This window comes from Paenibacillus sp. FSL H8-0280 (assembly GCF_045040665.1).
Taxonomy (GTDB): domain Bacteria; phylum Bacillota; class Bacilli; order Paenibacillales; family Paenibacillaceae; genus Paenibacillus; species Paenibacillus xylanexedens_A.
This window is the reverse complement of the sequence record NZ_CP150296.1, coordinates 76,427-91,261: the sequence shown is the minus strand read 5'-3', so window position 1 is coordinate 91,261 and position 14,835 is coordinate 76,427. Positions and strand designations below refer to the sequence as shown.

The window sequence follows — 14,835 nt, the reverse complement described above, 5'->3', positions numbered from 1 at the left end:
ACGTCAATTCGTATCGAATAACGTTACCCTGTATACATCCTATTGTGCTGATAAATCAATAAATTCAATCTGTATTTTAATCCCATACTGCATAATAAAACTATATAATAAAAACCACCACCGAATAACATCGGCAGTGGTTCTTTGCTTGGCGGCGTCCTACTCTCCCAGGACCCTGCGGTCCAAGTACCATCGGCGCTAGAGGGCTTAACGGTCGTGTTCGGGATGGGTACGTGTGGAACCCCTCCGCCATCGCCACCAAACGCGTAGCTTACATTTCAGAGTGTTGTTCTCTGAAAACTAGATTCGAAACGAAACACGCGAATTATCACTTGCTATTGGATAAGCCCTCGACCGATTAGTACTGGTCAGCTCCATGCATTGCTGCACTTCCACCCCCAGCCTATCTACCTCGTCGTCTTCAAGGGGTCTTACATACTGGGAAATCTCATCTTGAGGGGGGCTTCACGCTTAGATGCTTTCAGCGTTTATCCCGTCCGTACATAGCTACCCAGCGGTGCTCCTGGCGGAACAACTGGTACACCAGCGGTACGTCCATCCCGGTCCTCTCGTACTAAGGACAGCTCCTCTCAAATTTCCTACGCCCACGACAGATAGGGACCGAACTGTCTCACGACGTTCTGAACCCAGCTCGCGTACCGCTTTAATGGGCGAACAGCCCAACCCTTGGGACCTACTTCAGCCCCAGGATGCGATGAGCCGACATCGAGGTGCCAAACCTCCCCGTCGATGTGGACTCTTGGGGGAGATAAGCCTGTTATCCCCAGGGTAGCTTTTATCCGTTGAGCGATGGCCCTTCCATGCGGTACCACCGGATCACTAAGCCCGACTTTCGTCCCTGCTCGACTTGTAGGTCTCGCAGTCAAGCTCCCTTATGCCTTTGCACTCTTCGAATGATTTCCAACCATTCTGAGGGAACCTTTGGGCGCCTCCGTTACTCTTTAGGAGGCGACCGCCCCAGTCAAACTGCCCACCTGACACTGTCCCCGCACCGGATTACGGTACCAGGTTAGAACCTAGATACGATCAGGGTGGTATCCCAACGTTGCCTCCACGCAAGCTGGCGCTCACGTTTCAAAGGCTCCCACCTATCCTGTACAGATCGTACCCAAATTCAATATCAAGCTGCAGTAAAGCTCCATGGGGTCTTTCCGTCTTGTCGCGGGTAACCTGCATCTTCACAGGTATTAAAATTTCACCGGATCTCTCGTTGAGACAGCGCCCAAGTCGTTACGCCATTCGTGCGGGTCAGAATTTACCTGACAAGGAATTTCGCTACCTTAGGACCGTTATAGTTACGGCCGCCGTTTACTGGGGCTTCGGTTCACAGCTTCGGATTGCTCCTAACCACTCCCCTTAACCTTCCAGCACCGGGCAGGCGTCAGCCCGTATACTTCGCCTTACGGCTTCGCACAGACCTGTGTTTTTGCTAAACAGTCGCTTGGGCCTTTTCACTGCGGCCCCCTCGTGCTATTCACACTACCGGGGCACCCCTTCTCCCGAAGTTACGGGGTCATTTTGCCGAGTTCCTTAACGAGAGTTCTTCCGCGCGCCTTAGAATACTCTTCTCGCCTACCTGTGTCGGTTTGCGGTACGGGCACCATCACCTGGCTAGAGGCTTTTCTTGGCAGTGTGAGATCATGACCTTCGCTACTACAATTTTCGCTCCCCATCACAGCTCAGCCTTACAATGTGCGGATTTGCCTACACATCAGCCTTACTGCTTAGACGGACATCCATCAGTCCGCGTCACTACCCTACTGCGTCCCCCCATTGCTCATAACGGCTTACGGTGGTACAGGAATTTCGACCTGTTGTCCTTCGACTACGCCTTTCGGCCTCGCCTTAGGTCCCGACTTACCCTGAGCGGACGAGCCTTCCTCAGGAACCCTTAGGCTTTCGGCGGATCAGATTCTCACTGATCTTTTCGTTACTCATACCGGCATTCTCACTTGTATAATGTCCAGCGCTCCTTACGGTACACCTTCAACCCTTATACAACGCTCCCCTACCCCTGATGCAAAGCATCAAGCCATAGCTTCGGTGGTGTGTTTAGCCCCGTTACATTTTCGGCGCAGAGTCACTCGACCAGTGAGCTATTACGCACTCTTTCAATGGTGGCTGCTTCTAAGCCAACATCCTGGTTGTCTGTGCAACTCCACATCCTTTCCCACTTAACACACACTTGGGGACCTTAGCTGATGGTCTGGGCTGTTTCCCTTTTGACAATGGATCTTAGCACTCACTGTCTGACTCCCGGAAGTAAGTCTATGGCATTCGGAGTTTGACTGAGCTTGGTAACCCTTGCGGGCCCCGCACCCAATCAGTGCTCTACCTCCACGACTCTGTTTTCCGAGGCTAGCCCTAAAGCTATTTCGGGGAGAACCAGCTATCTCCGAGTTCGATTGGAATTTCTCCGCTACCCCCACCTCATCCCCGCATTTTTCAACATGCGTGGGTTCGGGCCTCCAGTGCGTGTTACCGCACCTTCACCCTGGACAGGGGTAGATCACCCGGTTTCGGGTCTACGTCCACGTACTAAGTCGCCCTATTCAGACTCGCTTTCGCTGCGGCTCCGGCTCTTCACCTTAACCTTGCACGGGAACGTAACTCGCCGGTTCATTCTACAAAAGGCACGCCATCACCCCTAAAACGGGCTCTGACTTTTTGTAAGCACACGGTTTCAGGTTCTATTTCACTCCCCTTCCGGGGTGCTTTTCACCTTTCCCTCACGGTACTGCTTCACTATCGGTCGCTAGGAAGTATTTAGCCTTGGCAGATGGTCCTGCCGGATTCATACGGGGTTTCACGTGCCCCGCACTACTCGGGATCCGTCTCGGAGGGAACAGACTTTCAACTACAGGGCTTTTACCTTCTTTGGCGGGCCTTTCCAGACCTCTTCGCTTAACCGGTTCCTTTGTAACTCCATGTGAGACGTCCCACAACCCCAAAGAGCAAGCTCTCTGGTTTGGGCTTCTCCGCGTTCGCTCGCCGCTACTGACGGAATCACTATTGTTTTCTCTTCCTCAGGGTACTTAGATGTTTCAGTTCCCCTGGTATGCCTCTACACAACCTATGTATTCAGTTGTGAGTAACTGGAAATTACCCCAGCTGGGTTTCCCCATTCGGACACCCCCGGATCAAAGCTTGCTTACAGCTCCCCGAGGCAGTTTCGTTGTTCGCCACGTCCTTCATCGGCTCCTAGCGCCTAGGCATCCTCCGTGTGCTCTTAGTAGCTTAACCATTTTGTTCCGGTTTCGGTCGCTCGCTTCCCTTGTTTTGCTTGCGCAAAGCCAAAAGTCACTCTCACCCGATACCATCACAAAAGCAATTTGACTACCGTTTTTATTGAAACTTGTTTAACACAAGTTCAGCTAAAAAGGAATGTTCTAATTCGCGTTTGTTTCGTTTCGATATCTAGTTTTCAAAGAACAAGCTCCATGCAAAAGCAAGCTGTTTTGAGAGTTTGAGCTCTCAAAACCGAACAACGAGTGAGTGTTTTGCAGCTAAGCTGCATATTTGAATGTTTCCGTTGCAGGAAACGATTCTCCATAGAAAGGAGGTGATCCAGCCGCACCTTCCGATACGGCTACCTTGTTACGACTTCACCCCAATCATCTATCCCACCTTCGGCGGCTGGCTCCTTGCGGTTACCCCACCGACTTCGGGTGTTATAAACTCTCGTGGTGTGACGGGCGGTGTGTACAAGACCCGGGAACGTATTCACCGCGGCATGCTGATCCGCGATTACTAGCAATTCCGACTTCATGCAGGCGAGTTGCAGCCTGCAATCCGAACTGAGACCGGCTTTGTTGGGATTGGCTCCATCTCGCGATTTCGCAGCCCGTTGTACCGGCCATTGTAGTACGTGTGTAGCCCAGGTCATAAGGGGCATGATGATTTGACGTCATCCCCACCTTCCTCCGGTTTGTCACCGGCAGTCTATCTAGAGTGCCCACCCGAAGTGCTGGCAACTAAATATAAGGGTTGCGCTCGTTGCGGGACTTAACCCAACATCTCACGACACGAGCTGACGACAACCATGCACCACCTGTCTCCTCTGTCCCGAAGGAAAGATACATCTCTGCATCGATCAGAGGGATGTCAAGACCTGGTAAGGTTCTTCGCGTTGCTTCGAATTAAACCACATACTCCACTGCTTGTGCGGGTCCCCGTCAATTCCTTTGAGTTTCAGTCTTGCGACCGTACTCCCCAGGCGGAGTGCTTAATGTGTTAACTTCGGCACCAAGGGTATCGAAACCCCTAACACCTAGCACTCATCGTTTACGGCGTGGACTACCAGGGTATCTAATCCTGTTTGCTCCCCACGCTTTCGCGCCTCAGCGTCAGTTACAGCCCAGAGAGTCGCCTTCGCCACTGGTGTTCCTCCACATATCTACGCATTTCACCGCTACACGTGGAATTCCACTCTCCTCTTCTGCACTCAAGTCACCCAGTTTCCAGTGCGATCCGGGGTTGAGCCCCGGGATTAAACACCAGACTTAAATGACCGCCTGCGCGCGCTTTACGCCCAATAATTCCGGACAACGCTTGCCCCCTACGTATTACCGCGGCTGCTGGCACGTAGTTAGCCGGGGCTTTCTTCTCAGGTACCGTCACCTTGAGAGCAGTTACTCTCCCAAGCGTTCTTCCCTGGCAACAGAGCTTTACGATCCGAAAACCTTCATCACTCACGCGGCATTGCTCCGTCAGGCTTTCGCCCATTGCGGAAGATTCCCTACTGCTGCCTCCCGTAGGAGTCTGGGCCGTGTCTCAGTCCCAGTGTGGCCGATCACCCTCTCAGGTCGGCTACGCATCGTCGCCTTGGTGAGCCGTTACCTCACCAACTAGCTAATGCGCCGCAGGCCCATCCCCAAGTGACAGATTGCTCCGTCTTTCCAGTTTCCTTCAGGCGAAGAAAACAACTATTCGGTATTAGCTACCGTTTCCGGTAGTTGTCCCAAACTTGAGGGCAGGTTGCCTACGTGTTACTCACCCGTCCGCCGCTAACCATCAGAGAAGCAAGCTTCTCTTCAAGTCCGCTCGACTTGCATGTATTAGGCATGCCGCCAGCGTTCGTCCTGAGCCAGGATCAAACTCTCCAATAAAGTATTGAAAAGAGCGATAAGCTCATTTTGAATCTGACGAGATTAAAAATCTCATTTGTGCTCCAGTCGATTCAAGCCAAGGCTTGTTTCAAACTTTCGCGTTCATTCTGCAAGCAGAATGTTTACTCACTCGTTGTTCAGTTTTCAAAGATCAAACTTGTTTCGTTACCGAATGTCGTTCTCTTCAGCAACTTTTATATCTTATCACATCCGAACCAACTTTGCAAGCTCTTTTTTAAGTTTCTTTCGAAGCTTATTTCATTTGCTTGCCGCACCGTGTAAACCGTGTTTTCTTGGCCGGAATTAGAATATACCATGTACAGATATTGAATGCAAGTCTTTTTTTGAAAGTATATTTAACAATCGGTTTGATCTAATACGGACGTACATATGTTATTCTCCCAACTTAGCAACTTCATACGCACGTCCACCTAACTTTTTAATGTTTAACATTCCTAGCAGGAACCTTTCTTGGCCATAAACTGTAACTAAAGCTTATCAGGAAATCGATTCCGAGTATCATTCCCCACACTCTGATCAGATTATTGAAGACAGCTGTACGTTCAGCATCTCCAATCCACCATATCATGGCGAACAGAAAAGCACTTCCTATAGCCCAAGCCAATAGATGTCTAAACCATCCACTACGCTCACGACTCGCATGTTCTCTACCATATAACTTGTTGCTACGAGGGTTTTCTCCACCCTTGAACCAATATAGGAAATATCGATCCGCCCAAGCGATCATCTGGTGACCATAGGCAATGCTTGCTCCTATATACACCGCAGCTATACCATGAATCATACTTGCTGTAGCTCCTCGCTGTAGATCCATAACTGTAGCTACCAGCAATAACAGATCGATAACCGGCGTCGCCATTAACAAACCGATGCCTATTCGCTTCATGCCAAAGAGATACCTGACACTCAGACCCGCGAACACAAACACCCAAAAGGCAATCTCACAACCTATAATGAAATAACCGATCATTTCAGCCTCTCCTTTTTTGATACAATTGTATTAAATATAATTTAGCACGTATGTATTATAATAATCAATAGTGATATACTATGCCTATGCCTAAAATTGTTGATCACGATAAACAGCGCATGCTCGTGGCCGAGGCAGCTTGGCGTATTATACGAAGAGATGGCATGGAACAGGCCTCTGTTCGGAATATCGCTGAAGAAGCTGGAGTTTCGGTCGGTTCGATGCGTCACTACTTTTCTACTCAATCGGAACTACTACGATATGCCATGAATTTGGTATCTGAACGGGTGTCTCATCGAGTCCAAAAAATGTCCTTCACCGGCTCTCCCATGGACAATATGAAATGCCTATTGCTCGAATTCTTACCAAACACAGAAGAAAAACTGGCCGAAATGGAGGTGTGGTACGCTTTTACAGCCAGATCGAAAACCGATCCTACACTCAAAGAACTTGCTAATACCGTATATGATGAACTCAGACAAGCTGTAGGCTCTGTTATCACCTACCTGATAAAGCTCGACCTCTCCAGAGCCGATCTGGACAAAGAACTGGAGATTGAAAGATTGTATGCACTCGTGGATGGCTTAGGCATACATACCGTGCTTAGACCGGATCAGATGAATGCCAAACTTATGGACGATGTTCTCACTTTGCATCTTGCTTCCTTGTGCCGTTAAACCAAAAAAACCGCAGCACATTCGTTGTACTAAGGCCCGTTACGATAACAGGAGTTAGTTCTGAATGTCTGACGGTTTTTATTTTTATCCGATAATGATCCGGCCCTCCGGATGACGATACAGTTTCTTCTCTTTGCGCGGACGAAGGGCATACGCGATGGTTAATGGCCCAATCCGACCTACAAACATGGTAAAGGTAATAATTATTTTTCCCCAATTGGTCAACTCATCAGTCACTCCCACAGAAAGACCCACGGTACCGATTGCGGATGCAGCTTCAAACATCAGTGAAAGGAATGGCGCATCCTCTGTCGTAAGCAGAAGCATCACCACGATCATGAATATGATCAGAGAAACCATAATAATGGTCAGCGCCCTCATCAGCAGTTCTTTCGGAACACGCTGGCGGAAAAACACAATATCCTTATTTCCCCGAATCATGGCATACACTGCACCAATCATAATCAGGAATGTAGTCGTCTTGATCCCGCCCCCGGTCGATCCTGGGGAAGCTCCGATAAACATCAGCAGGATGAAGAAAAACTGGGTAGCCTGCCTCATCTCCGTGATATCGATTGTGCTCGTTCCCGACGAACGTGTAGAGACAGACTGGAAGAAGGACGCATAGATCTTCTCGCTCCAAGTGAGTGAAGCCAGTGTATGTCCATTGGTGAATTCGAAAACAAACAACACAATCGCTCCTATACCGATCAGTGCTCCGGATACAGACAGCACCAGCTTGGACTGAAGAGATAAACGGCGGCGTTTGCGATACTCAAACAGATCATTTAATACAACAAAACCCAACCCACCAGAGACAACGAGCACAGAAGCGGTCACATTGAATATCCAATCTCCGGTGTAGTATTGAAAGCTGTTGCCAAACAGATCAAATCCGCCGTTATTAAACAATGAAACGGAATGAAATATTCCATAGTATACCGCCTGACCCAATGGCATCTCCGTTGCCCAGCGCAGCGCTAGTATGACAGCCGCCACCCCTTCAATGGTAAAGGAAAAAATCAATACCTTGCGGATAATGCGTACTATCCCTTCCATACTGTCTGCATTAATGGCTTCTTTGAGTAATAGTCTGTCCTTGAGGGAGATTCGCTTGCCCAATACAAGCGCAAAGAGGGTAGCCATGGTCATGAAGCCGAGTCCACCAAGCTGCATCAATACCATAATGACGATCTGACCAAACAAATTAAAGGTCGTCCCTACATCCACAACGACAAGTCCAGTTACACATGCGGCAGAAGTTGATGTAAAGAGCGCGTCAATAAACGCCAAATGCATACCGCTTTGGTTGGAGATTGGCAACATGAGAAGCACCGTTCCAATCGCAATGATAAGCAGAAAACCACCGACCAGAATTAACGGAGGAGATAAGAATTTGGCAAAGTGAAGCCTGAACTTCATGAAGGGCACCTCTTTTAACAAAAATACGAACAGATTAATCTAACAATTTCAAGACGCGGTGCTACCCTAATGGTGTGCTGTGAGCAAGGGCCTTCTGACAAACTTTATTTTTAGCGTCTATGTAAACCTAAAGAGGAACTTGCCCCAGCATGATACTGATCGGCAGGTTCCTCTTCTATTATGAACGTATCCTACGTTCCTTATTTAATCTTGTGTACGAGGACGCATGTGCGGGAAGAGCAGTACGTCACGAATCGACGGGGAGTTGGTAAGCAACATGATCAGACGATCCACCCCAATTCCCAATCCGCCTGTTGGTGGCATACCATATTCGAGCGCACGGATGAAGTCGTCATCCATCTCATGAGCTTCGTCGTTCCCATGTTCTTTCTCCAGCATCTGTGCTTCAAAGCGCTGACGCTGATCGATTGGATCATTCAGCTCTGTGAAGGCATTGGCATGCTCGCGTCCAACGATGAACAATTCGAAGCGATCCGTAAAGCGCGGATCTACATCATTTTTCTTCGCTAGTGGTGAGATTTCAAGAGGATGTCCCATAATGAATGTCGGTTGAATCAACGTCTCTTCTACAAATTCTTCAAAGAACGCGTTCAGAATATGACCAAATGTCATATGTTTTTCAACCGGAACCTTATGTTCTTTCGCCAAGTTATGTGCTTCCTCATCCGTCATGTGTACGGAGAAGTCTACGCCCACGACTTCCTTAACTGCATCCACCATCGTAACACGGCGCCACTGTGGCGTAAGATCTACTTCATAATCTCCATACTGGATCACTTGCGTACCCAGTACTTCCTGTGCAATATGAGCAACCAGGTTCTCCGTCAATTGCATAATATCCTTGTAGTCGGCATATGCCTCATACAATTCAATCATTGTGAACTCTGGATTGTGACGTGTGGACATACCTTCGTTCCGATATACACGGCCGATCTCATATACCTTCTCCAGTCCGCCAACAATCAGACGTTTCAGGTGAAGTTCAATCGCAATCCGCATGTACAGTTCCATATCCAGCGCATTGTGATGTGTGATGAACGGACGTGCTGCCGCTCCTCCTGCGATCGTATGCAACGTAGGTGTTTCCACTTCCAGATATCCAAGGGAATCCAGGTAACGACGCATCGATTGAATGATTTTGGAACGTGCAATAAAGGTCTGTTGTACGTCCGGACTCATAATCAGGTCAACATAACGCTGGCGGTAACGCAGCTCTACATCGGTGAGACCATGGAATTTATCCGGAAGCGGATAGAGCGATTTGGACAGCACTTCAAGATCTTTCACTTTGACAGAAGTTTCACCTGTTTTGGTCTTAAAGATCACACCCGTTACCCCAACGATATCGCCAAGGTCCAGCAGGCTAAATGCCGCATACTTGTCTTCAGGCACGCTATCCTGACGAACATAGATCTGGATTCTGCCGCTCAGGTCCTGAATATGTGCGAAGCTTGCTTTACCCATTCCCCGCTTCGCCATAATCCGTCCGGCAATACTGACTTCGATGTGCTTCTCTTCCAGCTCTTCCTTGGTCAGTTCTTCATACTTCTTCAGAATGGAGCCGGCTTCTTCGGTACGTACGTATTTTTGGCCAAAAGGGTCGATTCCCAATTTGCGGAGCTCGTCCAATTTGTCACGGCGAATTTGTAAAAGCTCGCTAAGTTCGGTTTCCTGATTCAAGACTTCATCCGTCATGATCTGTATTCATCTCCTTATTTACATTGCAGGCATCGCGAGAGGACGTTTTTCCTCTAATGTTGAAAAAGCTTCCCTAAGGAAGCTTTTGTTTACCGCGCCCAACTGCTTCGTTGCTATAGCTTTTTAATGTCCATAATTTTATATTGAATTACGCCAGCAGGCACACTTACATCAACAACTGTACCTTTTTTCTTGCCGAGAATCGCTTTACCTACAGGGCTCTCATTCGATATCTTGTTCTGAAGCGGGTCTGCCTCCGCAGTACCTACAATCGTATATTCCGTGATGTCGCCAAACTCCAGATCTTCTACAGTGACGGTTGCACCCACGCTTACGGCATCGGTATCGATCTCGTCGCTGTTAATAATCCGCGCGTTACGAAGCAATTTCTCCAACGTGATTACACGTCCTTCAATGAAAGCTTGCTCATTCTTCGCGTCTTCGTATTCAGAGTTTTCACTGATATCTCCATACCCGATGGCTACCTTAATCCGTTCAGCCACTTCGCGGCGCTTCACTGATTTCAATGTTTCCAATTCTTCTTCCAGCTTCTTGAGTCCTTCTGGTGTAAGGATAACTTCCTTGTCGCTCATCTCAACCGATTCTCCTGTCATGGGAATAAATTTGATTGTACGGCAACGGAATCAGTGCTTGTTACAGAGCTCCGCTCGCATACATCTTCAAAACTATATGAAGTTCTCCAGAGAAATAGAATATTCCTCCTGATGCTATAGCCTTATTAACGCACATGGCGAATTTATACTGAGAAATTATAGGGGAACGATCTCGAAAAGTCAATGTTAGTCCCCTATAGGTGTAAACGTTTTACAGATGCGTTTATAATTAAGATGCATTTCCGGCGATTACCGGTTCTGACTCCAAATTACCTTCGCTTTTCAGCTGACTCACAAAGTTCTCCAGAATCTGTACCATCTCGTCCCGCTTGGTTCCTTCCATAATAACGTCCTTGATGCGGGCAGATCCTTTCAAACCTTTCAAATACCAAGCCAGATGTTTGCGCATCTCGCGTACGGCAACTGTCTCATTCTTCAATGCGATCAGGCGATCCATATGCAGGATGGCAACACGAATCTTCTCTTCGCCATTCGGGTCAGGAAGCAATTCCCCCGTGCTTAAGTATTGAATGGTACGATACAGCATCCATGGATTACCCAGGGCAGCACGACCGATCATAACTCCGTCACAACCCGTTTCATCCAGCATACGGCGTGCATCCTCTGGTGTATGGACATCACCATTGCCGATCACTGGGATAGAGACAGCTTCTTTTACATCTTTGATGTGTGACCAGTCAGCTGTGCCTGTATAGAGTTGCTCACGCGTACGGCCGTGTACACTTACCGCCTGTCCACCAGCACGTTCAACCGCGAGCGCATTCTCCACCGCGAAGATATGCTCGTTATCCCAGCCGATACGCATCTTGACCGTCACCGGCTTCTCCACCGCGTCCACGACAGCGGATACCATCTCATAGATTTTGTTCGGATCAAGCAACCAACGTGCACCGGCATCACATTTCGTTACCTTTGGCACAGGGCATCCCATGTTAATGTCGATGATGTCTGCATTGGTTTCTTGGTCCACGATTTTGGCTGCTTCTACAAGGGAATCACGATCTCCCCCAAAAATCTGAAGGCTCAGCGGTTTCTCACGCTCATCTACAAACAACATCTCACGTGTACGCTGGTTGCCATGGACAATGGCTTTGCCACTCACCATCTCCGCGCATACGAGGCCTGTTCCGAATTCTTTTGCGATCAAACGAAAAGCCGGATTACATACGCCAGCCATCGGCGCAAGTACGACCTGGTTTTTCATTTCAATGCCACCAATGTTAAGCACGGTAGTCGTTCCACTCCTTTTTTAATTCTGTATATATCACGATATAAAGTTTGATCGGTGTCTTGGTTGTTGTAACATGACGAAACCGAAACGGTCCTAGTTGCCCCGCAACTCCTCGATACTGATTGCCAGCACACAAGCAATTCGATCGAGCTCTTGCTGTGATACCTTACGGTTTCCTCGTTCAATGGTTCCCAGAATGGCCAGCGAGATGCCGGTCTCGGCCGCAAGTTCATGTTGTGTTAAACCTTTCAGCTTCCGGAATGCCCGGATTCGGTTGGCCAATTGCATGTTTTCCAAAGCTGTATTCCATCCTTTCCATCCAGTACAGACAACGATGAGTGTACAAAGGTAAACAAACCTGAAATCTCGCCCTCCGGTACGATATCCGACAGTGGGACCAGCACAAAAGCCCGTTCTCCCATGCGGGGATGAGGCAATTGAAGCAATTCGGTATCTCGCGTCTCACCGTGCATCCAGAGCAGATCCAGATCAACAGTGCGCGGTCCCCAGCGAATATCACGAACACGACCGAGCCGGTTCTCGATATCCAATAATTCCGTGAGCAACTGCTCTGGTGTCAGCATCGCCTGTACGGCGACTGCCATATTCAGAAATGCAGGCTGATCTACATATCCTACAGGCTCCGTCTCATATAGTGCAGAACAACGCAGAACGGATATATGAGGGTGATCATCCAGCAAAGACAATGCTTCAAACAGCGTCTGTTCCCGGTCACCCAAATTGGCCCCTAAAGCAATATAAGCCTCTGAAGATTCAGAGGTCGAATGTGCAATCATGATCGGTTCTCACTTTCTTGTGCGGCGAAGCTCTACCGTTACGCCCTCAAAATGAATATCGAATGGCGGATGTGGCTTCGTCACCTTGACTGTCAATGCATTGATAATAGTATAAGTGTCTAGTAAAGAAGATGCAATATGTTCGCCCAAAGCTTCAATTAACTGGAATGATTTATTCTCTACAATCTGTTTTACCAGCTCATGAATCTCCGCATAGTTGATCGTTTTGGTCAGATCATCGTTACGTCCAGCCTCACTCAGGTCCATATCAATCTCCAGATCAATATAATACCGCTGCCCAAGCTTCCGTTCTTCTGCAAAAACACCATGATATCCGTAATACTCCATACGATGCAATACCATTCTATCCATACGATCCGCCTGCCCTCTATATATATTGAAATTTTAATCTATTTAAAGTTATCCCTTAGCTTCGCCTTTGAAAAACGCTGCGCTTCCACTGGACGGGTCACTCGGACCCGCCAGCATTATTTCCTCCGTATACCCGGAGAAGCATACAACATGGCATCACACATGTCTGCCGTCCGCCGAATCGGCTTCACATCATGAACGCGAACCATCTGGCACCCTTGGGCAATGCCAAATGCAACGGTCGCAGCCGTTCCTTCCAGCGCATCATCCGCCCCGACATCCAGGGTGTTCTGGATGAATCTTTTGCGTGAGGTGGCTAGCAGAACCGGATATCCCATTTCATTGAGCAAACCGAGCGATGACATGAGCTTCAGATTTTCTTCGAGATCCTTCACAAAACCAATACCCGGGTCCAGGATAATTTGCTCTGCTTTCACGCCGGCTGTTAACGCAATCTGTATGCTCTCCTGCAAATCGCTCACGACATCACTCAGATAATCGGTATAGTTTCTCTCCTGCCGATTATGCATCAGAATGATGGGACACCCCAGCTCTGCTGCCGTGCGGGCCATATCTGCATCTGCCTTGGCACCCCACACATCATTAATAATATGGGCACCGGCTAGAATAGCCTGACGTGCAACATCGGCCTTATACGTGTCTACCGATATCGGAATGTGTGGGGCTTGCTGATGCAATGCCTCAATAACCGGAATAATCCGGCTAAGCTCTTCATCGGCGCCCACGACATCTGAACCTGGCCGGGTGGACTCCCCGCCAATATCAATCAGGTCCGCCCCGTCCTCCATCATCTGCTTGGCATGGGCAACCGCCCGCTCCACGTTGGTATAACGTCCACCATCCGAGAACGAGTCAGGCGTGACGTTAAGAATGCCCATAATCTGTGTTCTTTCACCCAGCTTCAACTTAGCTGGTCCCCATGCATAGTTCCGTTCATAGATGACAGGTGTAAGTGTCATGAAGTATACCCCGCTTTCTCCCGGTACATACCCAGAAGGAATGCTGTAACCGGGCCTATATGTCCGTTGCTGATTATTGTTTCGGCTCCCTCCTGATCCCGCAGAATTGTCACCGGAACCAGTTCTGCCACCGAGCCGGTTAAAAATATTTCATCTGCTTGCAGGAGTTCCTCCCAGGCAGCTAACGTTTCTATGCAGGGAATTCCTTGCTGCGTGCCGATCTCCATTACCACAGCTCTAGTGATGCCCGGCAGAATGCCGGTTGAGATTGCTGGCGTGTAGAGCACATTTTCCCGTACCCAAAATACATTGCTGACGATCCCTTCCGCTACATGACCATCCCGGTTTAATTGTAACCCTTCCGCACCCTGCACATGCTGCCCGTATCCATTAAGCTCCCGTTTCGCCAGAATGCTATTCATGTAATGTAGCGACTTGAACCGAACTTCTCCTTCGGGCGTGTTGCGAGGTGTAGACAACCGTTGGAGCATTTTGCCGCTCTCATATAAAGAGGGAGAAGGTTCAGGTAATGCTTTTGCCAGCAAAATATGATTTGGCTTTGAATAATCACCAGAAGGTAAGCCTAGCGGTGCTTCACCGGCTGATACCGTATAACGCACATACGCATCCCGAAGTCCGTTCGCATCCATCAAACGTTGAATCCAATCTGTCACCTCTGCTGTGGTCGTTGTAAAAGGAATACCAAGTTCCCTACACCCCGAAGCCATTCGCTCCAGATGCCGTTCCAAAAGATATGGGACACCTTGATACGTCCGGAACGTCTCAAACAGGCCCAGTCCGTACAAAAAGCCGTGATCCGTTACAGGAACCACGGCCGCCGCCATATTGACCAACTCTCCATTTATCGCGGCATATTGCATG

The 14,835-nt window shown here is 48.7% G+C and carries 11 protein-coding genes and 3 rRNA genes; 1 reads left to right on the top strand and 13 read right to left on the bottom strand.

What is annotated here, in order from left to right:
- Positions 1-146 precede the first annotated feature (146 nt).
- The 4 genes from rrf to MHI12_RS00405 all read right to left on the bottom strand — a co-directional run bounded on the left by rrf (position 147) and on the right by MHI12_RS00405 (position 6,120).
- Positions 147-263: ribosomal RNA gene (gene rrf, locus MHI12_RS00420) — 5S ribosomal RNA — on the bottom strand.
- Between the two features lie 75 nt (positions 264-338).
- Positions 339-3,264 (bottom strand): 23S ribosomal RNA (locus MHI12_RS00415).
- A gap of 312 nt (positions 3,265-3,576) precedes the next feature.
- Positions 3,577-5,129: ribosomal RNA gene (locus MHI12_RS00410) — 16S ribosomal RNA — on the bottom strand.
- The 16S, 23S and 5S rRNA genes sit together here, the layout of an rRNA operon.
- Positions 5,130-5,568: 439 nt before the next feature.
- Positions 5,569-6,120 carry a hypothetical protein gene (locus MHI12_RS00405; RefSeq protein WP_341005687.1) on the bottom strand — a complete coding sequence of 184 codons (552 nt, stop codon included), beginning with the start codon at positions 6,118-6,120 and terminating at the stop codon, positions 5,569-5,571.
- 86 nt (positions 6,121-6,206) lie between these two features.
- Here MHI12_RS00405 and MHI12_RS00400 point away from each other — a divergent pair, with 86 nt between their 5' ends.
- Positions 6,207-6,797 (top strand): TetR/AcrR family transcriptional regulator, encoded by a 591-nt coding sequence (locus tag MHI12_RS00400; protein WP_405171209.1) that lies wholly within the window; start codon positions 6,207-6,209, stop codon positions 6,795-6,797.
- Positions 6,798-6,881: 84 nt separating this feature from the next.
- Here the strand turns inward: MHI12_RS00400 and MHI12_RS00395 are convergent, their stop codons facing one another.
- The 9 genes from MHI12_RS00395 to MHI12_RS00355 all read right to left on the bottom strand — a co-directional run bounded on the left by MHI12_RS00395 (position 6,882) and on the right by MHI12_RS00355 (position 14,834).
- Positions 6,882-8,219, bottom strand: coding sequence for a TrkH family potassium uptake protein (locus MHI12_RS00395; protein ID WP_036606097.1), 1,338 nt, complete (start codon positions 8,217-8,219; stop codon positions 6,882-6,884).
- A gap of 204 nt (positions 8,220-8,423) precedes the next feature.
- Positions 8,424-9,935 carry a lysine--tRNA ligase gene (gene lysS / locus MHI12_RS00390; protein WP_047844500.1) on the bottom strand — a complete coding sequence of 504 codons (1,512 nt, stop codon included), beginning with the start codon at positions 9,933-9,935 and terminating at the stop codon, positions 8,424-8,426.
- Positions 9,936-10,051: 116 nt separating this feature from the next.
- Positions 10,052-10,531, bottom strand: a complete 480-nt coding sequence (gene greA, locus MHI12_RS00385; RefSeq protein WP_036606099.1) for a transcription elongation factor GreA — start codon at positions 10,529-10,531, stop codon at positions 10,052-10,054.
- A 250-nt stretch (positions 10,532-10,781) separates the two neighbouring features.
- Positions 10,782-11,801: a tRNA dihydrouridine synthase DusB gene (dusB, locus tag MHI12_RS00380; RefSeq protein ID WP_091018303.1), complete on the bottom strand. Its 1,020-nt coding sequence runs from the start codon at positions 11,799-11,801 to the stop codon at positions 10,782-10,784.
- A gap of 96 nt (positions 11,802-11,897) precedes the next feature.
- Entirely contained in the window at positions 11,898-12,092 is a 195-nt protein-coding gene (locus MHI12_RS00375; RefSeq protein ID WP_405172908.1) for a helix-turn-helix domain-containing protein, read from the bottom strand.
- On the bottom strand, positions 12,053-12,601 hold the full coding sequence (folK, locus tag MHI12_RS00370; protein WP_405171208.1) for a 2-amino-4-hydroxy-6-hydroxymethyldihydropteridine diphosphokinase: 549 nt from the start codon (positions 12,599-12,601) through the stop codon (positions 12,053-12,055). Before folK ends, MHI12_RS00375 begins: the two co-directional genes overlap by 40 nt.
- Before the next feature lie 9 nt (positions 12,602-12,610).
- Positions 12,611-12,973, bottom strand: a complete 363-nt coding sequence (gene folB, locus MHI12_RS00365) for a dihydroneopterin aldolase (protein ID WP_062838071.1) — start codon at positions 12,971-12,973, stop codon at positions 12,611-12,613.
- Between the two features lie 116 nt (positions 12,974-13,089).
- The gene (gene folP / locus MHI12_RS00360) at positions 13,090-13,953 is read right to left on the bottom strand and encodes a dihydropteroate synthase (RefSeq protein ID WP_341005683.1); all 864 of its coding nucleotides are present in this window, start codon (positions 13,951-13,953) and stop codon (positions 13,090-13,092) included.
- Entirely contained in the window at positions 13,950-14,834 is an 885-nt protein-coding gene (locus MHI12_RS00355; protein ID WP_405171207.1) for an aminotransferase class IV, read from the bottom strand. Before MHI12_RS00355 ends, folP begins: the two co-directional genes overlap by 4 nt.
- Between the last annotated feature and the right edge of the window lies 1 nt (position 14,835).